The organism is Mesobacillus subterraneus (genome assembly GCF_003937825.1).
GTDB lineage: Bacteria > Bacillota > Bacilli > Bacillales > Cytobacillaceae > Mesobacillus > Mesobacillus subterraneus.
The window spans coordinates 22,510-46,633 of sequence record NZ_RSFW01000037.1 but is presented as its reverse complement, the minus strand read 5'-3'; the positions used below and the strand labels follow the sequence as shown (position 1 = coordinate 46,633).

Sequence of the window (24,124 nt, the reverse complement as noted above, 5' to 3'; positions counted from 1 at the left end):
TAACATCTCCTTTTAGTAGATTGATGGTTTCTTTTATTCACCCTTGAAAACTGGTTTTCTTTTTTCCATGAATGCTGTGACGCCTTCCTTATGGTCGGCTGTCTGGCCGGCAATCCTCTGGCTCTGGGCGTCCCTTTCGAGATACTCCTCAAAGCTTGAGTGCCAGCTTGCCTTCAGGTTCCTTTTGATCAGGCCAATTGCCTTTGTCGGCATATTTGCGAGCCTTTCGGCAAATGCTGCAACATTCTCATTCCAGTGATCCAAAGAGTACACTTCTGTTACAAGACCGAGTTCCTTTGCCTTTTCCGCAGGGACTTTTTCTCCAAAAACGGCGAGCTCCATTGCCTTTGCATGGCCAATGATCCGCGGCAGGAAGTATAAATTCCCTGCATCAGGGACAAGACCCACGTGGATGAAGGCTTCCACAAAGCTGGCTTTTTCGGAGGCAATGCGGAAATCGCAGGCAAGAGCCAGGCTCATGCCGGCACCGGCCGCAACTCCATTGACAGCGGCAATCACCGGTTTTTCACAGGAGTCCAATTCAAGAAGCATTGGGTTATATCTTTTTCGGAGGACTTCCCCGTGGTCCATGTCCTCAGACACGCCAGCCAGATCTTCTCCCGAGCAGAATGCCCGACCGGCACCTGTGATGACCAGCGCCCTGACGCCTTTGTCTATGGAAGCGGTCTTGATAGCAACCTGGATTTCCTTGTTCAATTGTTCGGTGAAGGCATTCAATTTATCAGGACGGTTCAGGGTGATGTAGGCTACCTGATTCCGCACTTCATACAAAACGGTTTCAAACACAGCTATGTACCCCCTTATCTCCCCTTGAATTCCGGCTTTCGCTTTTCCTTGAAAGCCCGCATGCCTTCTTTCTGGTCTTCTGTCGCAAAAAGCATATAGAAATTCTTGCGCTCATACTGCATTCCTTCATATAAAGGATAGTCTACCGCTTTCAAAACCGATTCCTTGATCAGCCTTACCGCGATTGGTGCCTGATTTGCGATTGTATCCGCGAATTTCAGGGTTTCTTCCATCAAAACTTCCTCGGCGAAGGTTGAATTAATGATTCCATGGTGGAGGGCCTCTTGAGCAGAAATGCGCTTGCCGCTCAGGATCCATTCCATTGCCTTCGTCTTGCCGACAAGCTTCGTCAACCTCTGGGTTCCCCCGGCTCCTGGCATGACGCCCAGATTTACTTCCGGGAAACCAAACTCTGCATTTTCAGCGGCAAACAGCATATCGCAGCATAGGGCCAGTTCAAATGCACCGCCCAGAGCAAATCCGTGCACTGCCCCGATAACCGGCTTCTTGATCCAGGCAAGCCGGTCCCAGTCGGTGAACTGGTTCAACGTTTCCATGCTGACGGCATCGGCGTCCATCATTTCATCGATATCAGCACCTGCAGCAAATGCCCGGCCCTTGCCTGCGAGGAGAATCACTTTAATGTTTTCGTCCTTGTCATATGCCTCCATCGCGGAAAGTACCTCAGAAACCATTTGCCGGTTCAGGGCATTGAGGACCTTCGGGCGATTGAGTTCAATCAGGCCGACTTGCCCTTTGACAGACGTTTCAATAAGTTCATAGTTATTAGTCATTCACTTCTTCACCGATCATCATCGTGACCAGATCACCTGCAAAGCTCATTACATCCTTTCCAGAAGCTCTTCCTTCTGCTGATTTCATGCCAGCCTTCAGCGCTTCATGGTCATCATAGTACATCTCGCACATTAAATAATACTTGCCTTCTCCACCCATTGGGCTGCCGACAATACGAGTCACTTCCATTTTGCGAAGACCCGGGATTTTAGCTGTAAGTGGTGCATGTGTTTCGAAATAGTGCTTGTCAAATGCCTCTTTGTCCTGAGGATGCTTGTAAATCGCGATTAGTTTTACCATGAAAAATCTCTCCCTTAATCTCTAAATTTGTACACCAGGATGAATATATGCTTCTGCTAAATCTATTATTCTCTCGATATGACATGTTACAGCGATGCTGGCTGTCACATCAAAGTAGAAACAGGTTTCATTGCTTCGAATGGATTCTTGCACGACTTGCAGTACAAAATACTCCGACATGCCGTCGGCCCGAAGAGATTCTCCATCGTTGTATACGTCGAGCCACAGTATGGGCAATCAGCCTGCCATTCGCCGGTTTCTTCAATATGTCTTGGCGGAGGGGCAATGCCGAATTCCTTCAGCTTTTCCCTGCCTGCTTCTGACACCCTGTCAGACGTCCATGGCGGATGGAAGATGAACTGCACATCGACTTCTCCGGCCTCTTCGATTGAAGAAACTGCCTTGATGACATTGCTTTTGATAATATCAAGCGCTGGACAGCCCATGAAGGTCGGCAATAGCTTGATCACAATTTTGTTTGTTGTGATTTCAAGCTCTTCCAGCATGCCAAGCTCAATAATCGAGACGCTGTCGATTTCTGGATCCTTCACAGACTGGAGAGCTTCAATGACCTTTCCCTTCAACATCAGATCACCAGCTCGCTGCCGGGTCAAAAAGATAAACTTCTCCGAGAGTATCAAGGGCGGTTTGCAGGTCTTCTGTGTGTTCCCCATTGCGTCCATTGCCGCTCTTCATTGCGAACTTTTCTGGCATTTTTAAATCTAGGGATTCAAAGACCGGAGACATCAGCTGCAGCCACCTTGCCTTTAGCGCATCCTCTGAATCTATCAACTTATGTTTCGTGAACTCTTCACCCTGTGCACCGTAGGAGAACAGGCCATCCAGCTCTTCAAAGACTTTCTCCATCGCGGCTGCCATCCTTGTCTTCGCTTCACCGCCAGCACTCAACAGCTGAGTGAACCAGGTTTTCCAGTGAAGCAGATGGTAATAGAGTTCCATATTCACTTTTACAGCCGCCTCTGCCAGTGGCTGGTAGGAGGAATTCTTAAGTGCTTCAATTCTTACCTTTTTTGCCTGAGCGTAAAAATAGTTCCTGACCACAGCGAATGCCCAGTCATAGTGCGGCTCTGTCAAATATGTCCCCGGGCCATTCACTAGCTCCAGTAAAACCGCATTCTTCCTTTCAGCTGCCGGCCTGGCGTGGGCAAGATGGTCTGGGTCGCCGGCACCCAGTCCGTGAAGCAATTGATAGAACATCGCTGCATGGCCCATCGTGTCCTGGCTGATCGAAGAGAATGCAACATCTTCTTCAATGTGTGGAGCAAGCCCAAGCCATTCGGACCCTCTGTACGCAAGGATGAAATCATCATCAGCAAGCTGGAACAGGAGTTCAGTCGCTGCATCACGGTATGCTCCATTTTTCAAGGCATCTTCAAGTGCGTATCTCATTTCTCCTGCTTCCCTCCCCATGACAAGATCTCTTTTTCATCAAGCATTTCCTGCTCATAATGCCGCCACTTCTTTTTCAAATAGCCATAGCCTTTCGTGTTGCGGTAATCCTTATTGTCCAGCCTTTGCAGCGTCTGGCGTTCTTCCATCGTCATCTTGCGCACATCGTCACGCTTGACGACCCAGATGTCTGCTACCGGCTCCCGTCGCATGAAGTTTTCCTGTGCCATCACCAGTGCAAGTTCATGGTTCGGTGCCAGCAGTGAGAACTGATATTGCATAGGTGAAGTATCCGTACGCTTGCTGAACACTTCAAATTCCTGGTAAAACCCCTTACCCGACATTCTTCCATCTCCTTTCCCGGAGTTGCTGGGCAGTTATGACCTGCCCAATCCCCTATGCTTTAGCACTCAGTGCATCAATGACCCATTTATTGTTGCTGTATGAAATTTCCCTCAGCCGCAAACGGTCCTTTGATTTAGGTCCATTGTTCTTGATGATTTGCTTGAACTTGCTCCAGTCAGGCTGCTGGTACACCCACATCCCTGATTCCTGGTCGAAGTGCATCGTCTCATCCGGCAATTTCAGGCCAAGAGACAGAACACGCGGAATGTATTTTGTGAAAAAGTCCTGACGCAGCTCCTCATTTGTCTTTGTTCTGATTCCGTATTTGATCGTGGTATCCTGCTTGGAAGTTCCAGTCGTCGAGGCATCCCCCGGTCCGAAGAACATCAGGAGCGCTTCCCACCAGCGATCGATCGAATCCTGAATCATCGCTTTTTGTTCGTCCGTTCCTTCTGCAAGCGCCATAATGATGGCCTCGCCATGCTGGGCGTGGAACACTTCCTCCGCACAAATGCGCTTTAACGCTCTAGCGTACGGACCGTAAGAAGCATCAAGCATATTCGTCTGTGTGATGATTGCAGCTCCATCAACAAGCCAGCCAATCAATCCGGCGTCTCCCCACGTTTTCGCTTCCATATGGAATACATTGTGGAATTTCAAGTCGCCGGAAAGAAGATCCTGGATAATGTTCTCCCTTGATTTGCCGAGAGGTTTCATTAAATCCTCTGCTACCCTTAGCAGCAGCTGACCATGACCCATTTCGTCCTGCACCTTTGCCATGATCCCAAGCTTCCTTTTCAGGGAAGGAGCCTTCGGAACCCATTCCTTCTCAGGCAGCGCGCCCATGATTTCACTGATGCCGTGCATCGAAATCAGCTTGATCAGCGTCATCCGGTAATCATCCGGCATCCAGTCATCTGCCTCTATCTTTTCACCAGCTTCGATCCGTTTCATGAAATGCTCGTATTTTTGCTCTTCGGTCAGCTGGTCGAAAGACAATGTATTTTCCATGCTGTTGACCTCCTTCTGTTTAACTTCCAATTACTTCCTTGGTTTTATCGATAATTCGGACTGCCTTCCCTTCAGAACGCGGAATCGTCTTCGGACGATGCACACGAACCTCCATCGAAATCAGGCACTGGCTCTTGAGCAAGGATTGAATCTGCTGTTCAAGCTGATAGACTGAATCCGATATCGGATCCTCCCCAATCATGGTGAAATACTCCTCATTCATCTCAACATGCAGTTCAAGAACTTTTAACGTCCTTCTTTGTAAAATCTGAATCTGGTAATGTGGTGCAAGCTCAGGAACCGTAAGCAGACAATGCTCAATCTGTGAAGGGAATACGTTAACACCATTAATGATCAGCATGTCATCGATTCTTCCTTTCACTCTGGACATCCGCACTGTCGTCCGTCCGCAGCTGCATTTCTCCCTCGTCAACGAAGCAATATCTCCTGTCCTGTACCGGATTACTGGGAATGCTTCCTTCGTCAAGCTCGTAAAAACAAGCTCGCCTTCTTCCCCGTCAGCCATAGGCTTGAGTGTTTCAGGGTCGATCACTTCGACGTAAAAATGATCCTCCGCAACGTGCAATCCTGCCTGGGCTTCATGGCATTCATTTGCGACACCTGGCCCAATGACCTCACTTAGCCCGTATATATCACAAGCCTTAATATAAAATTTCTCCTCGAGCGTCTTCCTCATTTCTTCCGACCATGGTTCCGCCCCGAAAATTCCATACTTCAATGAAGTCTTCCGAGGGTCCTTGCCCATTTCCTCCATCGTTTCGGCAATATTCAAGATGTATGAAGGCGTTCCGCAAATGACTTCAGGTTTGAAGTCTTCGATCAGCATGATCTGTCTTTGCGTGTTACCTCCTGATACCGGTACGGTCACCATCCCCAGCTTCTCGCTTCCAAAATGAATCCCGAGCCCTCCTGTAAAAAGACCGTAACCATAGGCATTATGGAGGAACTTCCCTGGTTCGCCTCCTGCCAGAGCGATTGCTCTCGCTACAATTTCTCCCCACATCTCGATATCCTTCTGCGTGTAGCCCACTACAGTTGGCTTTCCGGATGTACCCGATGAAGCATGAACACGGACCAGCTCGTGTTGCGGAACAGCAAACAAACCAAATGGATAATTGTCACGCAAATCCTGTTTTTCGGTAAAAGGAAGCGCTTCCAAATCCTGCAGACTGTTTAGCATTTCTGGCGAAAAATTCGCTTTCTCGAATTTCTCTCGGTAAAACGGTACCTTGTGGACGACTTTTTCAACAACTGCCTTCAGTCTTTGAAGCTGGATTTCCTCGATGAACTCGCGACTCTTCGTTTCGATTTCATGTAAAATCAAGATTCCGCCCTCCGCATTACATTAAATTTTATTTATATAACGTTATATTACCGTAACACCATAAATGTGTTATATATTTTAAAACAAAGATACCGTGTATATAGGAAAAAGTCAATTATTTTTCTGAAAATTTTAATATTTGGCGATTAGTTTTATGGGTGGAGATGGTTAAAGTAGTGATAGTTGCGGATTTCGTAGTGAAAGTTGGGAAAATCGTAGTGATAATGGAACATTCCGTAGTGATAATGCTTAAAAGCGTAGTGATGAAGGATAATTTCGTAGTGATAGTCTGAAAAATGCCAGGAATGATTGATGAATTCCTATTGTTTTTAGCGAAGAAGGTTACTGGTAGTGATGATTTCTTAATGATCTTACTGAAAAATGAAGTGGTGGTTAAAACTTTCGCCACGCAAAAAATTCGGCACTAGTCGCTATACCTGCCTCAATCGCTAACCAACCTCTCTATCAGCAGGCACTTCTACATAAAAAAGCCTCTTGAGCGAATCAAGAGGCCTTTTTTCTTCTATTAATACATGCTCATGTACTGCTCGCGCTCCCATGGATGCACTTGCGTACGGATTATGCTCTATACCTATTTATAAGTTCTTGGAGTACCTTATACTCTTATAAATAGGAAGGATTTCAATAATCCTTTCTCCTGCTTGCATATTTTTTCTTGAAATCAGGGGCAATTTTGGGGCAGTTTTGGGGCAAAATTTTATTTTTTTGCCAGGTGGGAAAAACCACTTGGCTTTTTTTAGCCAATTTTTATTTTCACTTCACTATTTATTTTCTTATTTTCTTCCACTCCTTTAGGATCTAGTCTCAGTCTACACAATCAAACATAGTATTGGTGAATATTTCATTTGAATTGCTGTTCCTAAAACGCTAACACCCACGTTTTGTCAAACGAAAAAGTAAAACGCCTGGTTTTTGGCAGCCAGGCGTTTTACTTTTTTTATTCATTTACGGCCTTGCGCTTGAAACCGTTGTCCAGCCACTGTACACCTTTACAGAGCCAACCTTCCTATAGGCTCTTACCTTATAATAATAGGTACTTCCTGTCTTCAAACCTGTATTAGTGTAATACTTAGAAGTTGTTCTTTTGACTAAGCTGTATTTTCCGGTTTTTGTTTTAGCCCGATACACTTCATATCCACTTGCCCCGTTTACTGCACTCCAGGTTGTTTTAATACTTGTTGAACTAGATTTAGATGCCTTAAAATTAGTTGGAACTGATAGGATTGGTTTTGCTGAGATAATTCTAGTATAACCGCTGTATACCTTTGTTTTCCCGACCATTCGGTATGCCCTTATTTTGTAATAATACACCTTATTAGTAGAAAGCCCTGTGTTAGTAAAACTTGTTGTGGTAGTGGTTTTTGCGACTAAGGAATACTTTCCTGTTTTAGAAGTTGCACGGTACACTTCATACCCATTTGCTCCCTTGATTGCTTTCCAGCTTGTTTTAATACTATTATAAGAAGTTGGCGCGGCCTTAGGATATGCGGGAACAGAAAGTACTGGCTTTGCAGAAACTACCGGGCTAAAAGAACCATAAATTTTTGTTCCATCTTCCAATGTATAAAAAGTCTTAATTTTATAGTAATAGATTGTCCCGGTATTCAAGCCTGTATTTAAAAAATTTGTATTAGGCAGACCAACACTGGAAACTTTCGTGAAGGAGCCAGTGGGAGATGTTGACCTGTATATGTCATACCCAGATATACCTGTGGCTGGGGTCCATGTCAGTTTTATGCTATTATACGAACTCGCTGTAGCATTCGATGCAACCACAGGTTCTATGTAGTAAGGATCGGTTGCGAACCACTTATAATTAGTTGAACCTGTAGTCTGGTTTACCCCAGTACCAATTCTAATAAGGGGGAGGCCGGCTGTCTTTTTGACAAGAATACCATACCATACTTTGGACGATGCACCGGGGTATAGACTTACATCGAATTCACCAAGCCCTTTTAATTGTTGGGAAAACACTGCGGTATCAATCGGAGTTATTTTCTGTCCGCTCGTTGTATAAAAGTTATTGCTGCTATATATCAGATCAGAGGCATTTAGGGGTTCTTCAGGTCCTGAAATGTAAGATATATCAAAACCCATTAATATCCAATGTTCATCCGGTTTAGGTACTCCGTTGAAATAATTTTCATTTCGAACAATTTCGTTGGCTTCTTCGCCAACATACATGTCAAATTGCTGCAAATCCACCAATTTAGGTGTTTCGAAACTATATTCTTGGAAATTGAATTTGTGATAATCCCACGTGCTGTAAGGTGTTATTCTGTCCCCAGCAGCTCCAAAAGCTTTTCCTGGGAAAAAGGATACAGTGAGCAACAAGCAAAAGAAAAATAGAAAAATAGCACCATTTTTAATTCTCATGGTTTCCCCCTAGATAGGATAAATTCAATAGATTTACCTATTCTTCTATCACTTTATAGGTAAATCTATCCAATATTTATTTTATAAGAATTTAGTAAATCCGACAATACATTTACTGTAATTTTTTACTGTAGAAATAAATATATTAACTTACCCAATAACTGTCCAATGGTTGAAACTACTTGGCTCTTTCTTTATCCAATTTTTATTTTCACCCCATTACCGAATTTCAGCTTCTCTTCTGCCCCTATCAGCGAGTTTACAAACCCGGAAAAGCTTTGAGTCTGAAACATCTTAAAAGGATAATCTCCGTCAATCGCATAACGCTGATCAGATAGAATCAGGACATGTGGAAATGGTTTTGCTACTATATCGCCATGGTATAAATCCACATACCGCTCCATCTTTTCGCCCATAAGCTTATCAGAGTAAATCGTCCTCTGAACTTCGATGAAGAACCCTGTACCTCGATATACACAATAATATTTTTATTTTAGCACCATTCCACGAATTTCCTTATAAAGGACTAGTCTCGCAAAAATATAGATTAATATTTTTCAAAAAATATTCTATATAAACCAACAATAAGGCACACAATAGTAACAACAAAAGCTAAACCACTTGCAAAAAATAGGACAGTTGCAAAAAATGGTGGAGAATCGGAAAATGAATCACCACTTGCACCGAGGAATAGTGCCCCTCCACGTAAAATAATGCCTAAAATAAGAGAAAACGTACCAATTCTTGCGTTGAGTGACCAATTTTGAATGTTCCCACTACGACTTAAATAAATTAATAAAATAAGGGCAAATACAGCTAATAATGGCATAACTTTAACTCCTTAAATTTATGTTTTAGAACAAATACCATATTTATATCGTCTTTTCGATTGTTAGTTTTAATCTTTTAATAGATTTCTATCTGACTCAATTAAACAGAATGGATAAAAGCCCCACTCGATTGAGCGAGGCTTCTTTTATGGAACTAATTAAAACTTTTTGTATTAGAATTGCAAAGCTGATTCCTTGCCAGTTAACACATTTTTAAATGTTTTTTTACCCATAGCATCTTTTTCAATATCAAAGATTCCATAGCCACTTCCCATAATTGTATAAATATCCTCTGTTTGCTTCACCAAAAATACCGTATATTCTTTACCAATTTTCATCTTATAATCATTATCTGAAGTATAGGATATATACATGTTATCCCTATCTTTTTCTGACAATTTATCAAAGCCCATTTTATTACTTTTTTCTTTATCTATAAATTTCATAAGCTTCGATATTTTAATGTCTCCACCATCAATATATATTGTTTTATTACCCGATAAAGGATTTCCGGAAATTGTGTCTAATATTTCAACTTCAATTGGTGTATAAGGATCTTGAGTGATAAATTCTTCTGTTTGGGGAAGAATTTCAGCCTCTCCCATTGAAAGTACCTTTAATTGAACGACAGAAGTTGCTTCTGGAGTGAATAAGTTTTCAGGTATAGTTGGATTAATTGCCCAACTAAACTCTCTTTCATATTTCCCAAAGATTTCTTTGTGGGCAATGTCTGCCACTTTCTTCTCGTTTTGCTTTGTAACATTATTTTGATTTTCAGATTCAACAAGGGCAACCGTATCGTCCTTTAGGATGTTCAGGGTAACTAAGGCAGCACAAGCTACACTTAGCAACACTACAATAGTTTTATTTTTATTCATATATAAACTCCTCTTGTTAATATTTTGCTTTGAGAACATTATTTGCATCACTTGTTAAAGTGGTAGCTGTACCGTCACTGTAACCATACATAATTGAACTTCTATTTTCATATAAATATAAATCCTTCAGCCCATATACATGGAGCATTTCATGAATAATTACCTTTTCTCTCGGAGTGCTAGTTAGTTGCCCCATCTTATAATCATTTATTTTTATTTCACCGTAAACCCAATCATATGTATCCTTTTCTGATACTGGCATTTGATAGTAAACTCCTGATGAATTTTTCCTAAAAACAGAGGTTGATGCATAAATACCATTATTTACATAGTTTTGGTAAAAATCCATTTTAGAGCTGCTTTTTACCGTGGTTTTACTAATTATAAGTGGATTAGTCATACCAGAGGGATTCATTAATTTATTCACAGCATTAGGAATCGATACTGTGTATTCACATCCAGAATCAATCCAATAAGCGATATTAGTTCCCGATGTAAGTCTTTTGTTCCAATCAATGTCCTCCGCCGATGCAGCAGTTACCAAGCCAGTCCATAACATTACTGCTAAAGTAATAATAAATGAAACTTTTTTCATCATAACTTTTCCCCCAATTTTCCTTTTTTTAACTCGTACCGTAAAATTATAGAATTATAGTATATTAATGTCAAATAAACATTATAAAATACCTAGGAGAAAAGTTGATAAAAAGCCTATTTATATCTGATTTTATTTTAGACTCTTTACCAAAATATGTCGATATCTTTTTTATAGCATAATTACCTATTAAAGACTGTAGGACTCAATGGAGGTAAAGGTTACACTATAATCTATTTAAATATACTGTTGAGATTAAGAAAAACAGGGGGTATATTATTTGATTCTTGGGGGTAGTTGCAGTTTTGGCAGTAATTGAAAGAGAAGGTCCTGAAATCCTCAAATATCAATACATAGTGGTTAAAGCCCCCTCTCGAATGAGACGGGTTTTTTAAATTGTTAAAATTTACATTTCTTTGCCGATAATATATATAAATTAAAAGCTTTACAGAAAGTGAGTGTACTGTATGATGAAATTTTTAAAGGGACTCTTGGTAGCAGTATTGGCATTCGGAGTTCTCTTACCAAACACGTGGAATTTGCCTCAGCAAACGAAGTAGCTCCTGTCAATTGCTCTATTACTATAGAGTCAGATAAGCACCAAAAACAAAATTTTGCGGAGGCAACTGGAGATTGCAAGGGGCAGGTTTACGGTTACTATTCACCAGCAGTAAATACTTTTCATATCATGGGTGCAGCATCATATGTCGTAAAGGATGGACAAACCTTAGAACTTGAGTTGTCGAGGCGTTCAGCAATATTAACCGTTAAAACTGTGCTTAAGTCACCAAAGCCAGCTCCAAAACCAGCTATTCAGGCTCCAAAAGTGTTATATAAAGGAACTGTGACTTCTAAAACACTTAACATAAGGGAGAAAGCTTCCAGTAAAGCGAAGAAAATTGGAACCTTGAAGAAAAATGTCACAGTTGAGGTTGTAGCAAGCAGCAACGGATGGTCTAAGATCAAGCACGGAAAAGGTTATGGGTGGGTTTCAACAAAGTATGTAAAGAAAATAAAAACAGAAAAAGTTCTGTTCAAATCTAAAGTAAAATCTCAAACTTTAAATGTTAGAAAATCTCCTTCCATCAAAGCTACCAAACTAGGAAAATTGAAGAAGGACCAAAAAATTGAAGTCGTTGAGTCTAGTGAAGGCTGGTATAAAATCAAGTATGGCAAGTCCTATGGTTATGTTTCAAGTAAATATACGACCAAAATTAAATAAGATTAAAGTAAACAAGCCCTTCGTTTTAAGAAGGGCTTGTCTAATTTATTTAACTCGAAGCACTTGTCCTACATAAATAGTGTAATTGTCATCAAGGTTGTTCCAATCCTTGATTTGTTGAGTAGTACTTCCATAAGTCTTGCTTAAAGAATATACCGTATCTCCAGCGACAACTGTGTGATAAACAGCTGTGGCCTTCTTAGGAAGATTGAAGCTTTTAACAATACCATTCACATGGCCACGAGCAATGTTTTCAATGAATGTGCTGGATTTTAGTTTGGCTGCATCGTTAGCATTATCAATGAATCCATTCTCGGTAAGAAGCGCTGGCATACGTGACTCCCGGAGCATGTGGAAATTCGCTGTTTTCTTCCCACGATCATAAAAGTCAACAAGGGCAATGATAGCTGCATGAATATTACTTTGGTACGTAGTTGTCGGTGCCCCTACACCAGGGTAAATGAAATCCTCGTACCCTGTTCCTCCACCAGCATTAATATGAACAGACAGAAGGAAATCAGCACCCCAGGAGTTTGCTGCATTTGTCCTTTCCGTAAGGGAAACTGTTTGATCACCAGTACGACTCATTAAAACAGAGACATTGTCATATTCCTGTGTAAGAATGTTTTTGATACGAGTTCCGATTTGGAGTGTTAAATCCTTCTCCCTAAGCCCGTTACCAACTGCGCCTGGATCTGTACCGCCGTGACCTGGATCAATAAATACTTTTACCATGTTTAATCACCTCTAATAATATTTGTTTTCCTCTTTATATTCCTTGCTTGTACACCTGTCCCAGGTCCTTACATGACAATCACCCCCTTTCTGGGAAAAATAAGAAAAGCCACCCTGGAGGGTAGCCTATTTTCGAATCAATCCCTGTGCTTGCAGTGCCTTCTTTTGTAGTTTTGCTTTATGTGAAACGTAGGTGTTCTTCCATACAGACCAGGCATTTACGGCCATGAATATACTCAAGATAATGAAGTTAGCAATATCCGAGGCGAACGGCGTGATGTCCACACCAAATATCCCTTTCAACCCTAGTGCCAATAAAGAAAGCCACCCTGACAAAAGGATGGCCCAGTCTTTCCACGTTTTCGGTTGTTCGTACATTTTAAACCCCTCCTTGCGATTTTAAAGCAGCATAAAAAATAGCCACAGCTCCAGTAATCAATGCAACAATCAGGGCATTGGTGATGGATCTTCGTAGCCATTTAGTGTCTTCTTTGATTTCCTTAAGCGTTTCTTTGATATCGTGGATATCACGATCATGGAAAGCGACGGTTTGTTTGAGTTTATCTATTTCCTCTTTAAGGTCCTTGTCACATTTTTTTAGTTCAGCGATGTCATTCTGAACAGTCTGTTTAAATAAATCCACCGTTGTCTCCTCCAATGCTCACTTCCCCCCTAACGATTATCTCTTTCTGTCCCCAAAAGCCTATTGGTCATCCTGTGGCGTTGCTAAAATCTGCTGGGCTTCCTGCTCAGTGATAAATCCTTTGGTTGTGTAATTATTAACCTGTGTTTCTGTTACTTTGCCAAATACCCACATATTAAGAACGAATTGATACATATTGTTTTCCATCTCCTTCTCCTTTTTACATAAAATCCATAAGTGTAATTGTAGCCAACTCCAGTGCTTCCAGTCTTGCTTTTATCTGTTCTTCAAGACTCTTGGGTTTTACAGGAGGGTTCGCCTGCAAATCGTCCCAGGCTGCCTGTAGCTGGGAATCAGTCGGCTTCGGTTTATCATATTTCCATGTGTGGATGGTCGTTTCCAAGGTTTCCGGGTCAGCCGTAATAATGAAATCCACGTTTGGTACAGCTTCCGGGTATATTTTCAAGATTGCTTTTTCCTTATTCACTTCAGAACCTCTCCTTTCTATCCAATTCTGGTGGCTTTAAAGAAGTTCATCATCGTATTTAATGCGCCGGTAAAATCGTGATATACACGAAAGTCGATTCTTTGGCCTGCTGTTAGCTGCAAAATAGCATTACCTAAAAATAGACTGTCCGACCCTCCTGATGTCATCCTCATGGTCAGACGGGTTTCATCATATAGACTGTTTCCCACAAAAACAGCTGTGAATACTCTAATGCCTGCAACAATACTAGCCAGTTGTACGCCGGCATGAACTTGATAAATCCCTGTCTCTGGTACTATCCATTGGCTACTAGACCAGGTACCCCCACCGACGTTGTCGTTTACAGTAGGGTAGGTCATCATAGTCCAAGCACCTGCAGCACAAGACTGGGCAGCTGAAGCCGATCTGCTTGCGTGGGTGTAGATTTCTCCCGCCGTCACTCGATGCCAGGTAGACCAAGAACCGCTAAAAAACTGGCGTATCTCCATCCTAACTCGTCCATTATAGGAAATTGCAATTTGTACACGGTTTCCAGTTTTCGACGAATAGAAGAGGGTGAAAATATGCCAATAAGCGCTGCCACCAGGACTGTTTGCATGATTCGTGAGAATATACGACTCTTGTGTAGTGTTAGGATCTGCAGTTGACCCAGTGGATATTGAATTCATTGCATACGCTTTAGCCTGATTTACTGCATTATTTACTGCATAGGCCTCAGCTAGGTCCGCTTTTGCTTGGGCGCCATCAGTGGTTTCTAATCTGGTCCAAGCCTGCCAGACCCCATTTTCTTTGTTTCTGGTCCAAGTCACTCCTAACCTTTGAACAACCTGGGTTGCATAGTTTGGGCTGTTTTGACTATGAAAACCAAAATAATTTGATGACCCATTTGGTCCACCAGTTATTCCCGAATAAAATCCTGATTCGCTTACGGTATTCCAGTCTACGGTTTTTGTGTTCGAACCAAGTCCAAACTCTTTGGCCCATGCTATTGCTTCATCATACTGTTTTTCTAAATTGTTCATTAGAAGGGCAGTGAGTGCCGTTCCCGGGTCAATGATCTGCCCTTCAGCAGGGGCTAAGGTCACACTGCCATCCGCGTTATTTTGCATCGTGAAAGTAAGGGGCCGTTCCACAACCCTATCCTTCCAGGCTGTCTTGTTATAGACCATTTAAATACCACCTTTGCTTTCTGTTACGCCTTTCAGATATCCTTCATATTGATATTCCTGCCTGAAAATCCTTGTCTGCTTCATGGCTTGGAAACTATCCTCAACCAGGACCATATCCGCGCACTCCAGGGCAGGATTTTGCCTCCATACCGTTTTATAGATGGCATTGTAGTTACTTTCCTTGATGATCCAATCCGCCACTTTAATCGCCATCTCATCCGTGTTAATGAGAGGGTTATCTATTTTAAAAGAAGAACCGTTTTGTCCGTTGATACTAGTATTAATACGGATAATTTCTCTTGGATCTCCTGGTCCATAAACATTCACTACTACTTCATAGATGGACTTATCCAGGGATATTTCTGGCTCCTCGAAAACATTATCGTATCCGATGTTTTTCATCCCGGAACCGTTGGTAGTCAATGGATAAACGGCGCCGAAGTAATGTAACGGCTGGCCCGCATAGGAAAGGTAGTTGCTGCTGGCGTCCATGGCTGTGAAGGGTTTTATGATGACCTTGCCGTATCTATCCTGGAAAACTGCACTTCTTGAAGCTATCCCGATATGCTGAAGGGCTGTCCTGCTGTCGAGCCTTTCTAAAAAACCATTCGTGTTAATACTTTTCAAACTGTTATCAATTGTAAAATCTACAATGCCAGCCTTTTGTAAGATGTCTGCTGCCAGATTATATAAGTTGTTCCCCGCCGTGTTGTTATAAGAAATTTGGGAAAGCATGTCGAAGTTATCTCGTCCGATCAGTGAAATACTCATGGCTGCAACTTCATTTTTCCACTCAACCAAAAAATAGGTACCCATCGGCACCCACTCGATACTTTCATCTTCATAAACAAGACCGAATTCCATTTGAATCTTAGGCCTGCTTGCAATGATTTCCTGCATCCTTTGCAGATTTAAAATGTTGAATTCTCCATTGGTATTTTCCAATGTGACAATCGCTTCGTTCGATGGCAAGGTTTCATTGATGGTGTTCATTTCTTCCAGGATACTTGCCCGAATGATGAAATCATCATCATAGGTTTTGGTGCTGCCATTCAATGTGAAATGGATCCTTGCTGTGATTTTACGGATAGGTGCATATACTGCCTCTTTAAAAGCATTACTGACGTTCAGCATTATTTGTCACCTATCTTTCAATCAAATCGAATTTAATATCTTTATAACGGGGAACTCCGTCTTTGAAATCCAGCATACCCGCATTTCTGTCACCGCAATAAAAACTTCCGGTACGATATTGGTCTGTTTGTGGATCCAGATATCTTACATTAAAGAAAACAGGTGAGACCGCACTTAATACCTGACTTAATTCTGTCCTGGACAGGTATGAATAAGAGATGTCCAGTTTCCTCTTCGTCGCGATTCTTTCAATGATCATGGTTCCACGTGCATTACGTTCTGCCTTACTCAAGTCCATAATGCCTACCTGGAAGTCTGAAGGGGTGGGCAAATCCACCCCATTGATTTCTATAAGCGCCATTTACCCACCGCCTTAAATGGAATTCATTTTTACATTCGTTCCTATCCTCTTGTTCTCTTTATCCAAGTATGGTTTAACGATCCTCGCAAAAGTTCTGCCATCGATATTTAATATTGTGTCTCCCCCTCCAGCATTACCTGCTGAAGAATTGAATTGCATAGCTGCCATCACTGCATTTCCAACTGTAGCAGCCATCATATCCTGCAATTTATTCAGTGGAGATACTACCTCTTTACCGCCCGGGTTATCACCGATTAATGCTAGGGTTGGACCGGTGGTGATACCGCCTTTTGCAAGGCGAGGGATTGTGTCTAATCCACTGAATGGCCTTTTCCCCATTACGGTAAAATTCTTTAAGGTTAGAATTGGAGCATTGATACCGTCAATTAATTTATTGAGCAGTGTCCTTACACCGTTAGCAAGTCCATTTGTAAAGGAAGTTCTGATTTTATTAAAAGCCGAGGATATCTTGTCTGTTACATTCCTCTTGAACCAACCATAAACATCAGTGAATTTCCCTTTGATTGCTGCCCAAATGTTGCCTGCCGAACTAGCAATTGAGCTTTTCATATTATTTAGGGCTTCCCACGGTTTTCTCGCTACATTGTCCCTAAACCAGGCATAAGCACCCGTGAACTTCCCCTTGATTGCATTCCAGATTTCCAATCCCTTATTTGCAATGATACTTTTCCAGTTGACTAGTGCTTCATAAAACTTGTAGACAACGGTGTCTTTAAACCAACTATATGCCCCTGTAAAGCTTCCTTTGATAGAAGACCAGATAGAAGATGCTTTAGACGCAATATCCCCTTTCCAGTTAACTAGGACTTCGCTGAATTTCTTGACCACATTATCCTTGAACCAATTGTATACATCTTTAAATGGCGCCTTCATGCCTTCATACATTTTGGTGCCGATCCCATTGAACCATTCACCTATTTTTGAAAATGGTTCCTTTACCTTGGCAGCAATCTTGGCAAAATCATCTGTAAAAGTTTTCACTAGTGATACTAGTCCCTTTTTCAGACCGCCAATAAGCGTTAAATTAAAGAAATTCCATATGGCCTGAAAGGCTCCCACAACCATATCCTTTATTCCGGAGAAGGCTGTTTTCCAATCGCCAGTAAATGCCCCAGAAATGAATTTAATGAGCCCTTTGAAGAATGTGATGACTCCATCGATTAAACCCTTAGTGGAATCCCATATGAATTTTACTAACCATGTTACGATGGGCTTTATCCCTTTCCAAATATTTTTCATAGCCTGGATAAACTGCCCGCCGTACTGATTCCAAAACTTCACCAAATCCTTCACTTTTTCCATAAAGTATGAAGATACTTCAGACCAAACCTTTTTAAAGAACTTTACGACAGGAGCAAAGAATTTCTTTACCTTGTTAGCAAAATCTTGAACTTTTTTACTTATTTTTGAAAGTACCCCTTCGGTATGCCCTGTGTCCACCGATGGCATTTCTACTGATCCACCAGTTCCTCCTGCTCCAGCTGAACCAGCTCCTGCACCGGCACCTGCTCCGCTAGAAGGATCCGCCAATTGATTGATTTGGTCAAAACCAGCTATGCCCCGGCTTGCTTTCTTTGCTTCCTTTGCAGCCTTTTTCGCCTTTTTGCCTGCGTTCTCATGTGCTGCACCTAAATTATTTACCGCAGCTGTCTGATTGCTTATGGCAGTTGTCTGCTGGGGGATGTCCCCTTTCTTACCGACTAATGCTCTGACAAACTGAGCCACAATTCCCATAACAGAAGCAATTTTATTAGCTAAAACACTGAGCACTGGTAAGGCGACGTTCAGGATAGGTAAAAAAGCTTGTCCAAGCGCTAGCTTCATATTGTTTAAGGCTTGAACGAAGGTGGCAAGTCGAACGGAAGTGGAATCAGAGATGGTGGTTCCGTATTTTTGGGTAGCCTGCTCCAAAATGGCCATATAACGGATTTGCTGTTGAACCTGGAAACTTAATTGATCCCATGAAGCTCCGTTGGCGAACTGCTTAAATGCATTTGTAGACTCGATCATTGCTACGTTTACGTTAATACCTAAATCTTCTCACTTTGTTATCGTAAAGGCTTTTTATCCTCTACTTCTTACAGTTTCCTGTAAGGTCAGCATACATTTTCACCTTCAACTTAATGGTCAGGTGTCGAGCACTCGTGGGTGCATTATATTCTGTGCAATAAAAAAGCACAGGTTCAGCACCTATGCGTTACGGTGAGCCACACCTTTTAAAGTGTGCTTTACCTCGGTATTAGCCTATTATATTTCTTTGAAAGTATATCCGTTGTACTGTTTAAAAGTACCATTCAAAACCTTATTTATATAAGACCTGGAAGGGAATCCGTTTTTTGCAGCTTCACACTTTGACCCAAAAATAATCTCTTCTTTAGTTTCTAGATTAATCGCCAAAAGTTTCTTTTTTGGTTTTCCTCCACCAGTCCCGCCCCTGTTAGCTTTACTAATTTTTTCTTTAACTTCGGGGCTGTGGGTTCTACCGTAGAAAGGATTCGAATCTCCTGTTCTTTTTTTAGCGATCTCACTCATCCTTTCTATAAATTCAGGCGAGCGTTTCTTGCCAGTATTAGAAGAGCTTCTTTTGATTATTGACTCGGGAGAGTTAACAAACACGTGTGTTTTTTTATAATTCAGCTTGTTTTTTCTGCCGATTTTATCTTTGGTTTCTTGGGCCAATTGTTTTAATAAATTTCCGCCGCTTTCTAGATTAAATCCCTTCAATTTGTTAGTAGAGTCATAAAATACTATCCAAAACTTTTCTCTCTCATCCGCTTGTTCTTTGCTACAAGTCTCTACAACCTCGTGCAAGAAAGATTCTTCCCCATGCTTATTGAAAGCTCTTTGCATATGGGTAGAATGATGGATGTTTCGCCTTAGATGATACTTATGCTCGTCCCAACGCTTCCTTATATTTTTGGTTTGTCCTATATATACTTTTCCGTTAATGGTACAAGTGATTTTATAAATGTAGAAAATCATGGTAATCCCTCCACATATATACTATCACATTGATACCAAGATTATTAGAAATATAACTTAGCCTTCACCGATTTTGCTCGATTTTTAATAACCCATTTCTGAGTTATGCGACAGATAAGATTATCGCTTCCGTGTTTCCAAGTAAACCGCTTCGAATTCTTTCAAAGGTATCGTCCATTGTTCTTCCTGTAGCTGCACTCACAACTGCAGTGGCTTTCATCAATTCTTCCGTCTTCTTCCGTGTATCATCTGCACCTGAAGAAAATGTGCTTAACAGGTTTCCATATGTTGCTCCTGCTTTAGCTGCCTGCAATTTTGAATATCCAAAAGCTGCACCTGTTTCCTCTGCCCATTTGGTAAACTCACCGGCGCTCTGTCCCATAATACGTCTCACTTGATTCATGGAAGTTTCAAAATCCATTGCATCTTTGATTGCAGCTCCAATTGCAATGGTAGCTCCGACTCCAGCTAAAACGGCGTTTAATCTACCTACTGATCGAGTAACCTGTTGGCTAAAGTTCCTAATCTGACCCTGGGCTTGTCTCATACCTCTTTGCAATCCACTAAAGTCCGCCCCAGCACGGACCATCAGGTTTCTTACAATCGCCAAGTTATTCACCCCCTTTTTGTATAGTTCCGCCCAACATTGCGTTTAGCGCCTTAACCCAATTAAACATTTCCTTATCTGTCATCTTCTTTTTAACTGGCTCTTGTCCCAAAACCTGTTTTAGGCTTGGTAGTTTTTCTACCCTGTGCCAGTAGGCGTTCATATAGGCGATTGTCAGCTTATCTTCAGATTGAATTTTTTGATCTTCATTGAAAGCATGAATGCAAAGATTCAACTCATGAGGAGTCATCTCGTTGTACTCAGCTGGTCTGATTCCAATTCGGATAGCAGATTTAAGGGATACATCCCAATCCCATTTCACATTTTCAGGGCTGCTATCCGCTGTTAGTTTTTTTCAACATCCTCCGGAATGCTTCCAAACGCGCTCTCCAATGCTTCCTGAAGCTTTTCCATGGTGTATTTAAAGGATCTTGAGTAATCAAGAAGATCCTCCATTTCTTCCAATTTCAAAGTTTCGTTGTTTTCCTTAGCATCGAACATCAGAGCACAGTACATTACTTTTTCAAGTTCCTCTAAGTTGTTTCCGTCCATTTCAAATTCTTCTAGGCTTTTGCCAGTAAGAGCACTCAACTTTTTTAATGCCTTATGTCCAAAGCGCAACTCACGTGGTCGATCCAACTCAATAATGACTACATCATTTTTATCTGGCATGGTAATATCCTCCGATTAGATTCAAATAAAAAAGAACTAGAGAAATCCCTAGTCCTAAACAGCAGGTGGTACAGTCAATGTTGGTTTTCCAGAAACCTTTATGGTTGCTTCAAACGATATGTTATCTTCCATTTCCGCACTTGTGTTGTAACCGGTCACGATGCCATCAAAACTCCATTTTGCTCCCATTGGAAATTCGATGGTATACGGGCTTTTTGTGCCAGCTACAAAATCAGTGTAGAGGCCCTGATGAGATGTTGGATCGAAGTAACCACTGAGTGAAATATCACCACCGTCCTTAAGACCTCCGGTGTAGGTACGGAACCCGTCTTGTGAATCAAGGGTTGTGGTTTCAATGGTATCAGCTGACAAATCCAAGCCCCCGATACTCGTTAAATCGGCAATAGCTGTCGTGCCTTTTTTCAATTTGGTACCCATAGACGCATATGGCATTTTTCTTTCCCCCTAAAATTTAAATTTCACATCAATCACTGATCGATATTGTTTAATTTCCTTTTCATACAGCTCGAAAGGTTTTTCATAAGATAGGTTCTGGATCCGTGGTCCACCTTCACCAATTGTTCTGCCCTGGAAAGAGAGGATTTTCCCGAGGACGACTTTTGTTAGATCCTTCATTTCTCGGTATGTGGAATGGAGGATATTAATCTCACACTCTACTTCTTTAAATAACAAGTAACCATCAAAAGTCTTATCCTGGAGTCCTTCAGAAGATAGATAAACAATGTAAGGTGGGAGAGTCCCTTCTTTTGCATTAAGGGGAAACACCTTATTGGCCAATCCCTCTATCATTGTTAATTCCGCCGTCAATGCTTCTTCAAAGTCCAAACATCCTCACCTCACCGTAACTTATCTATTTCCGAAGCCAGAACATCCACAGTTGTTCTTTCAATCTCCGATTTGTGCTCATCAATGGATTTCCGTAAAAAACGATAACCCGGCGTGTAACCTCCACCCCGGGTCATAAAACCATATTCCTGACTAGCAGGATAGTAATATCGTTTGCTTCCATCCTTGGACAGCTTTACAAACAAATGATTCATATTTTTGTTGAAAGTAACCTGGAACACTTTCTTTCCGCGAATGCGGGACCGCTCGCCTGTCAGCTTTAATCCCTTTTTCAAGTCCCCGGTATCCACAGGTGCGTCTTTCCTGGCTGCCTTCAGGGCGACGTTAGCGCCTTTTCTGGCTGCCTTGGTGACACACTTCTGTGGAAGACTCTCCAGGCGTCGAATGGTCCGTATGAGCTCTCTCATTCCCTCAATTCGAGTACTGGCCACTAAATCACTTCCTTACAGGTCAATTCAAGGTAGCGATTCTGTTCATTTACATTGATAGGTGGAGAAACAATATCCAGAGTACGATTGAGATATCTGACCCGCATATTGGGCTCTACATCTTTCCGGTACCTTATTAGAATTTTCGCAGTGACTTCATTATGGACCTGACTGGCCTGGAATAGTTCCCGTCCCTGTAAGAACTTCACATCAGCCCATACAGTGACATGATTGACCCAGGTATTATCACTCTCTTCTACTTCACCATAACTATTGGGCTGATGGAGCTGTTGCATTAGAGTGATTCGTTGTTTAAGCCTTGCCGGATTCATCTGAATCACCATCAGCTGCAATCAGACGTTCCAATTCGGCGATGACTGTTTTCCTTTTCTTACCGGCCTTTTCTTCCTCAAGGAGCTGTTCATATTCTTCTTTGCTTAACCCTTCCAGAGAGGAAAAGACTTCCTCCACAGTACCGCTAAGAAGAGAATTGCTTTCGGCCTGGTCTTTAATATAACCGGCTTTCTGCAGTTCCTTAGCACGGTCCTGGCTATCCGTCTCATAGACGGCAGACGTGTCATAAAACACCTTGGTATTTTTATCGATAAAAGGTTTCTCAACTGCATATTTCATTCGTGAATCCCTCCTATGTTTTTAGTTTTAAGATGAGATTTTGATAGGCATAATTCAGCTTATCCATTTTGAAACTAGGATCTCGATTCTCATAATGCAGAGCCACATTTAACATCACCAATAATTCATAACGTTCATCAGGAGTATCAACAGGAGGCTCGCTCACACCGGAATCCTTAAGGTCCTTTTTTGCTGCACCAACAAGAAGAGTGAGGATTTCATCGTCCTCACTCCCATCAATTCTTAGATAATTTTTCAGCTTGGTTAAGTCTTCAGGCATTATTTATGCCCCCATTCCATTACACTGGTGGAGCTACTTTTGCGATACGGAAAGCTGAGTTCAGGGAACGCTTCTGATCATACCAAGCAGTAAGTACAAACAGGTACTCGCCCTTGTCCACATCCTTGTCAGTATCGTATACCAGCTCTCCGTCGTAATTGATCCGGAAGTAATTGAAATCACCAACGATCGGGAACGCAGCTGCATCCATGAATTCGACCGGCTTTCCAAGCACCTGTTCTGCAGGAGTGTTGTGGAAATTCGTCGTTCCATTTGAGAGCGTCTTAAGGATTTTCAGGTAGTCAGAGCGCTTCATCATGATTTTCGCATTCTCAGCGAACTCTTCTGGCAGGTCAGCGATAGCTTCCGTAATTGAAGTATACAAATCTTCACCTGTAACCACTTTGATTTGGTCAGCAGTGTAGAAGGACATGTGCTCTAAACCTGCTGTAGGTGCTGTAGCCAAAGCATCTTTCTTTTCTTTCGCAGCCAGACCAGAACGAAGGGCATTTTCCACATAATTAACCAGGTCAAGGTCTGATCCGTGAAGGACTGTATCAGAAATACGTGCCTTAACCTTGAATTTGTTACGTCCAAAGCTTACCTTGTCACCAGTAAAAGCAATTTCTTTAGCCGTTTGCTCGTCAGTAATGAAGGCATCGTCATCAAGAGTGAAGGAGATCTTAGGGATTTCCAGACCCTTGATATTTGAAACATTCGCAACCTCACGAAGTTGGTTTTTGGCAAATGGTTCGTGTACCAGCTCATTCGTCATGTTAGTCGGAAGGAATTTCTCTCCACCAGAAGCATGGTTTGCCGGAATGGCAGCCAATAGATTACGAGTTTCTTCAGATGGCTGACGGCCGAAGATTGCAGAACGGATCATGTCTGCTTTTGCCGCAATCATGCGCTTTTCATCTGAATCGATTCCTGTAAGTGGGTTTTGCTGTTTAAGCTTTTTAGCCTCAGCCTCTTCCATGGCACGAAGCTCTTCCTTCAGCATATTGAAACGTTCTTCAGTATCGCTCTTTTTCTGTTTCAATGAGCGTACTTCTTCAATACCAACTGCTGGATCTGCAGCTTTAGCACGGATGTCTTCAGAAATACTCCTTAACTCAGCTCCAACTTCACTTACATGCTGCTTCATTTGAAAAATAGTTTTCATTAATG

General features: G+C 41.9%; 34 protein-coding genes. 1 reads left to right on the top strand and 33 read right to left on the bottom strand.

Annotation, left to right across the window (positions count from 1 at the left end; translation table 11 throughout):
* Nucleotides 1–33: 33 nt before the first annotated feature.
* From EJA10_RS22655 to EJA10_RS22595, 13 genes are all read right to left on the bottom strand, one after another.
* Nucleotides 34–807: an enoyl-CoA hydratase-related protein gene (locus EJA10_RS22655; RefSeq protein WP_125482278.1), complete on the bottom strand. Its 774-nt coding sequence runs from the start codon at nucleotides 805–807 to the stop codon at nucleotides 34–36.
* Nucleotides 808–821: 14 nt separating this feature from the next.
* Nucleotides 822–1,601: an enoyl-CoA hydratase-related protein gene (locus EJA10_RS22650; RefSeq protein WP_125482277.1), complete on the bottom strand. Its 780-nt coding sequence runs from the start codon at nucleotides 1,599–1,601 to the stop codon at nucleotides 822–824.
* Nucleotides 1,594–1,902 (bottom strand): EthD family reductase, encoded by a 309-nt coding sequence (locus tag EJA10_RS22645; protein WP_125482276.1) that lies wholly within the window; start codon nucleotides 1,900–1,902, stop codon nucleotides 1,594–1,596. Before EJA10_RS22645 ends, EJA10_RS22650 begins: the two co-directional genes overlap by 8 nt.
* Before the next feature lie 104 nt (nucleotides 1,903–2,006).
* The gene (gene paaD, locus EJA10_RS22640; RefSeq protein WP_125482275.1) at nucleotides 2,007–2,489 is read right to left on the bottom strand and encodes a 1,2-phenylacetyl-CoA epoxidase subunit PaaD; all 483 of its coding nucleotides are present in this window, start codon (nucleotides 2,487–2,489) and stop codon (nucleotides 2,007–2,009) included.
* 4 nt (nucleotides 2,490–2,493) lie between these two features.
* Nucleotides 2,494–3,312, bottom strand: a complete 819-nt coding sequence (paaC, locus tag EJA10_RS22635; RefSeq protein ID WP_125482298.1) for a 1,2-phenylacetyl-CoA epoxidase subunit PaaC — start codon at nucleotides 3,310–3,312, stop codon at nucleotides 2,494–2,496.
* On the bottom strand, nucleotides 3,309–3,656 hold the full coding sequence (gene paaB, locus EJA10_RS22630; protein WP_125482274.1) for a 1,2-phenylacetyl-CoA epoxidase subunit PaaB: 348 nt from the start codon (nucleotides 3,654–3,656) through the stop codon (nucleotides 3,309–3,311). Before paaB ends, paaC begins: the two co-directional genes overlap by 4 nt.
* A 52-nt stretch (nucleotides 3,657–3,708) precedes the next feature.
* The gene (gene paaA / locus EJA10_RS22625) at nucleotides 3,709–4,668 is read right to left on the bottom strand and encodes a 1,2-phenylacetyl-CoA epoxidase subunit PaaA (RefSeq protein ID WP_125482273.1); all 960 of its coding nucleotides are present in this window, start codon (nucleotides 4,666–4,668) and stop codon (nucleotides 3,709–3,711) included.
* Between the two features lie 19 nt (nucleotides 4,669–4,687).
* Entirely contained in the window at nucleotides 4,688–6,013 is a 1,326-nt protein-coding gene (locus EJA10_RS22620) for a phenylacetate--CoA ligase family protein (protein ID WP_125482272.1), read from the bottom strand.
* Nucleotides 6,014–6,979: 966 nt separating this feature from the next.
* Nucleotides 6,980–8,410 (bottom strand): fibronectin type III domain-containing protein, encoded by a 1,431-nt coding sequence (locus tag EJA10_RS22615; protein ID WP_125482271.1) that lies wholly within the window; start codon nucleotides 8,408–8,410, stop codon nucleotides 6,980–6,982.
* A gap of 194 nt (nucleotides 8,411–8,604) precedes the next feature.
* Nucleotides 8,605–8,802 carry a hypothetical protein gene (locus EJA10_RS22610; RefSeq protein ID WP_125482270.1) on the bottom strand — a complete coding sequence of 66 codons (198 nt, stop codon included), beginning with the start codon at nucleotides 8,800–8,802 and terminating at the stop codon, nucleotides 8,605–8,607.
* Between the two features lie 155 nt (nucleotides 8,803–8,957).
* A complete protein-coding gene (locus EJA10_RS22605) occupies nucleotides 8,958–9,239 on the bottom strand; it encodes a hypothetical protein (RefSeq protein ID WP_125482269.1) in 282 nt (93 codons plus the stop codon).
* A gap of 174 nt (nucleotides 9,240–9,413) precedes the next feature.
* Nucleotides 9,414–10,118 (bottom strand): hypothetical protein, encoded by a 705-nt coding sequence (locus EJA10_RS22600; protein WP_125482268.1) that lies wholly within the window; start codon nucleotides 10,116–10,118, stop codon nucleotides 9,414–9,416.
* 16 nt (nucleotides 10,119–10,134) lie between these two features.
* Nucleotides 10,135–10,716 (bottom strand): hypothetical protein, encoded by a 582-nt coding sequence (locus tag EJA10_RS22595; RefSeq protein ID WP_125482267.1) that lies wholly within the window; start codon nucleotides 10,714–10,716, stop codon nucleotides 10,135–10,137.
* 451 nt (nucleotides 10,717–11,167) lie between these two features.
* On the opposite strand from EJA10_RS22595, the gene EJA10_RS22590 reads away from it, so the two are divergent.
* The gene (locus tag EJA10_RS22590; RefSeq protein ID WP_125482266.1) at nucleotides 11,168–11,935 is read left to right on the top strand and encodes an SH3 domain-containing protein; all 768 of its coding nucleotides are present in this window, start codon (nucleotides 11,168–11,170) and stop codon (nucleotides 11,933–11,935) included.
* 45 nt (nucleotides 11,936–11,980) lie between these two features.
* Here the strand turns inward: EJA10_RS22590 and EJA10_RS22585 are convergent, their stop codons facing one another.
* From EJA10_RS22585 to EJA10_RS22495, 20 genes are all read right to left on the bottom strand, one after another.
* Entirely contained in the window at nucleotides 11,981–12,670 is a 690-nt protein-coding gene (locus tag EJA10_RS22585; RefSeq protein WP_125482265.1) for an N-acetylmuramoyl-L-alanine amidase, read from the bottom strand.
* Between the two features lie 126 nt (nucleotides 12,671–12,796).
* Nucleotides 12,797–13,048, bottom strand: coding sequence for a phage holin (locus tag EJA10_RS22580; RefSeq protein WP_125482264.1), 252 nt, complete (start codon nucleotides 13,046–13,048; stop codon nucleotides 12,797–12,799).
* Between the two features lies 1 nt (nucleotide 13,049).
* The gene (locus EJA10_RS22575) at nucleotides 13,050–13,313 is read right to left on the bottom strand and encodes a hemolysin XhlA family protein (RefSeq protein WP_125482263.1); all 264 of its coding nucleotides are present in this window, start codon (nucleotides 13,311–13,313) and stop codon (nucleotides 13,050–13,052) included.
* A 60-nt stretch (nucleotides 13,314–13,373) separates the two neighbouring features.
* Nucleotides 13,374–13,520, bottom strand: a complete 147-nt coding sequence (locus EJA10_RS23615) for a hypothetical protein (RefSeq protein WP_170169224.1) — start codon at nucleotides 13,518–13,520, stop codon at nucleotides 13,374–13,376.
* Between the two features lie 13 nt (nucleotides 13,521–13,533).
* Complete coding sequence (locus EJA10_RS22570) at nucleotides 13,534–13,800, bottom strand: XkdW family protein (protein WP_170169227.1); 267 nt, start codon at nucleotides 13,798–13,800, stop codon at nucleotides 13,534–13,536.
* A gap of 17 nt (nucleotides 13,801–13,817) precedes the next feature.
* Nucleotides 13,818–14,969 (bottom strand): pyocin knob domain-containing protein, encoded by a 1,152-nt coding sequence (locus EJA10_RS22565; protein ID WP_125482261.1) that lies wholly within the window; start codon nucleotides 14,967–14,969, stop codon nucleotides 13,818–13,820.
* A complete protein-coding gene (locus EJA10_RS22560; protein WP_125482260.1) occupies nucleotides 14,970–16,103 on the bottom strand; it encodes a hypothetical protein in 1,134 nt (377 codons plus the stop codon).
* A 10-nt stretch (nucleotides 16,104–16,113) separates the two neighbouring features.
* On the bottom strand, nucleotides 16,114–16,464 hold the full coding sequence (locus tag EJA10_RS22555) for a DUF6711 family protein (protein ID WP_125482259.1): 351 nt from the start codon (nucleotides 16,462–16,464) through the stop codon (nucleotides 16,114–16,116).
* Nucleotides 16,465–16,476: 12 nt separating this feature from the next.
* Entirely contained in the window at nucleotides 16,477–18,495 is a 2,019-nt protein-coding gene (locus EJA10_RS22550) for a phage tail protein (protein ID WP_125482258.1), read from the bottom strand.
* Between the two features lie 237 nt (nucleotides 18,496–18,732).
* A complete protein-coding gene (locus EJA10_RS22545) occupies nucleotides 18,733–19,467 on the bottom strand; it encodes a GIY-YIG nuclease family protein (RefSeq protein ID WP_125482257.1) in 735 nt (244 codons plus the stop codon).
* 103 nt (nucleotides 19,468–19,570) lie between these two features.
* A complete protein-coding gene (locus EJA10_RS22540) occupies nucleotides 19,571–20,077 on the bottom strand; it encodes a hypothetical protein (protein ID WP_125482256.1) in 507 nt (168 codons plus the stop codon).
* A gap of 1 nt (nucleotide 20,078) precedes the next feature.
* Complete coding sequence (locus EJA10_RS22535; RefSeq protein ID WP_125482255.1) at nucleotides 20,079–20,396, bottom strand: hypothetical protein; 318 nt, start codon at nucleotides 20,394–20,396, stop codon at nucleotides 20,079–20,081.
* A 23-nt stretch (nucleotides 20,397–20,419) separates the two neighbouring features.
* Entirely contained in the window at nucleotides 20,420–20,746 is a 327-nt protein-coding gene (locus tag EJA10_RS22530) for a hypothetical protein (protein WP_125482254.1), read from the bottom strand.
* Between the two features lie 54 nt (nucleotides 20,747–20,800).
* Nucleotides 20,801–21,199: a phage tail tube protein gene (locus tag EJA10_RS22525; protein WP_125482253.1), complete on the bottom strand. Its 399-nt coding sequence runs from the start codon at nucleotides 21,197–21,199 to the stop codon at nucleotides 20,801–20,803.
* A 12-nt stretch (nucleotides 21,200–21,211) separates the two neighbouring features.
* Nucleotides 21,212–21,592 (bottom strand): DUF3168 domain-containing protein, encoded by a 381-nt coding sequence (locus EJA10_RS22520; RefSeq protein WP_125482252.1) that lies wholly within the window; start codon nucleotides 21,590–21,592, stop codon nucleotides 21,212–21,214.
* A gap of 11 nt (nucleotides 21,593–21,603) precedes the next feature.
* Nucleotides 21,604–22,044: an HK97-gp10 family putative phage morphogenesis protein gene (locus tag EJA10_RS22515; protein WP_246017926.1), complete on the bottom strand. Its 441-nt coding sequence runs from the start codon at nucleotides 22,042–22,044 to the stop codon at nucleotides 21,604–21,606.
* On the bottom strand, nucleotides 22,044–22,337 hold the full coding sequence (locus tag EJA10_RS22510; protein WP_170169226.1) for a phage head closure protein: 294 nt from the start codon (nucleotides 22,335–22,337) through the stop codon (nucleotides 22,044–22,046). The genes EJA10_RS22515 and EJA10_RS22510 overlap by 1 nt, the downstream gene beginning before the upstream one ends.
* Before the next feature lie 16 nt (nucleotides 22,338–22,353).
* Nucleotides 22,354–22,674: a hypothetical protein gene (locus EJA10_RS22505; protein WP_125482250.1), complete on the bottom strand. Its 321-nt coding sequence runs from the start codon at nucleotides 22,672–22,674 to the stop codon at nucleotides 22,354–22,356.
* A 13-nt stretch (nucleotides 22,675–22,687) separates the two neighbouring features.
* Nucleotides 22,688–22,954, bottom strand: coding sequence for a head-tail connector protein (locus tag EJA10_RS22500; protein ID WP_125482249.1), 267 nt, complete (start codon nucleotides 22,952–22,954; stop codon nucleotides 22,688–22,690).
* Between the two features lie 19 nt (nucleotides 22,955–22,973).
* Nucleotides 22,974–24,119 (bottom strand): phage major capsid protein, encoded by a 1,146-nt coding sequence (locus EJA10_RS22495; RefSeq protein WP_125482248.1) that lies wholly within the window; start codon nucleotides 24,117–24,119, stop codon nucleotides 22,974–22,976.
* Nucleotides 24,120–24,124 lie beyond the last annotated feature (5 nt).

Coding starts and splice junctions, on each gene's coding strand:
- EJA10_RS22650 (WP_125482277.1), bottom strand. CDS start 1,601: ATGACTAATAACTATGAACTTATTGAAACGTCTGTCAAAGGGCAAGTC.
- EJA10_RS22645 (WP_125482276.1), bottom strand. CDS start 1,902: ATGGTAAAACTAATCGCGATTTACAAGCATCCTCAGGACAAAGAGGCA.
- paaD (WP_125482275.1), bottom strand. CDS start 2,489: ATGTTGAAGGGAAAGGTCATTGAAGCTCTCCAGTCTGTGAAGGATCCA.
- paaC (WP_125482298.1), bottom strand. CDS start 3,312: ATGAGATACGCACTTGAAGATGCCTTGAAAAATGGAGCATACCGTGAT.
- paaB (WP_125482274.1), bottom strand. CDS start 3,656: ATGTCGGGTAAGGGGTTTTACCAGGAATTTGAAGTGTTCAGCAAGCGT.
- paaA (WP_125482273.1), bottom strand. CDS start 4,668: ATGGAAAATACATTGTCTTTCGACCAGCTGACCGAAGAGCAAAAATAC.
- EJA10_RS22615 (WP_125482271.1), bottom strand. CDS start 8,410: ATGAGAATTAAAAATGGTGCTATTTTTCTATTTTTCTTTTGCTTGTTG.
- EJA10_RS22605 (WP_125482269.1), bottom strand. CDS start 9,239: ATGCCATTATTAGCTGTATTTGCCCTTATTTTATTAATTTATTTAAGT.
- EJA10_RS22600 (WP_125482268.1), bottom strand. CDS start 10,118: ATGAATAAAAATAAAACTATTGTAGTGTTGCTAAGTGTAGCTTGTGCT.
- EJA10_RS22595 (WP_125482267.1), bottom strand. CDS start 10,716: ATGATGAAAAAAGTTTCATTTATTATTACTTTAGCAGTAATGTTATGG.
- EJA10_RS22585 (WP_125482265.1), bottom strand. CDS start 12,670: ATGGTAAAAGTATTTATTGATCCAGGTCACGGCGGTACAGATCCAGGC.
- EJA10_RS22580 (WP_125482264.1), bottom strand. CDS start 13,048: ATGTACGAACAACCGAAAACGTGGAAAGACTGGGCCATCCTTTTGTCA.
- EJA10_RS23615 (WP_170169224.1), bottom strand. CDS start 13,520: ATGGAAAACAATATGTATCAATTCGTTCTTAATATGTGGGTATTTGGC.
- EJA10_RS22565 (WP_125482261.1), bottom strand. CDS start 14,969: ATGGTCTATAACAAGACAGCCTGGAAGGATAGGGTTGTGGAACGGCCC.
- EJA10_RS22560 (WP_125482260.1), bottom strand. CDS start 16,103: ATGCTGAACGTCAGTAATGCTTTTAAAGAGGCAGTATATGCACCTATC.
- EJA10_RS22555 (WP_125482259.1), bottom strand. CDS start 16,464: ATGGCGCTTATAGAAATCAATGGGGTGGATTTGCCCACCCCTTCAGAC.
- EJA10_RS22550 (WP_125482258.1), bottom strand. CDS start 18,495: ATGATCGAGTCTACAAATGCATTTAAGCAGTTCGCCAACGGAGCTTCA.
- EJA10_RS22545 (WP_125482257.1), bottom strand. CDS start 19,467: ATGATTTTCTACATTTATAAAATCACTTGTACCATTAACGGAAAAGTA.
- EJA10_RS22530 (WP_125482254.1), bottom strand. CDS start 20,746: ATGCCAGATAAAAATGATGTAGTCATTATTGAGTTGGATCGACCACGT.
- EJA10_RS22525 (WP_125482253.1), bottom strand. CDS start 21,199: ATGCCATATGCGTCTATGGGTACCAAATTGAAAAAAGGCACGACAGCT.
- EJA10_RS22510 (WP_170169226.1), bottom strand. CDS start 22,337: ATGCAACAGCTCCATCAGCCCAATAGTTATGGTGAAGTAGAAGAGAGT.
- EJA10_RS22505 (WP_125482250.1), bottom strand. CDS start 22,674: ATGAAATATGCAGTTGAGAAACCTTTTATCGATAAAAATACCAAGGTG.
- EJA10_RS22500 (WP_125482249.1), bottom strand. CDS start 22,954: ATGCCTGAAGACTTAACCAAGCTGAAAAATTATCTAAGAATTGATGGG.
- EJA10_RS22495 (WP_125482248.1), bottom strand. CDS start 24,119: ATGAAAACTATTTTTCAAATGAAGCAGCATGTAAGTGAAGTTGGAGCT.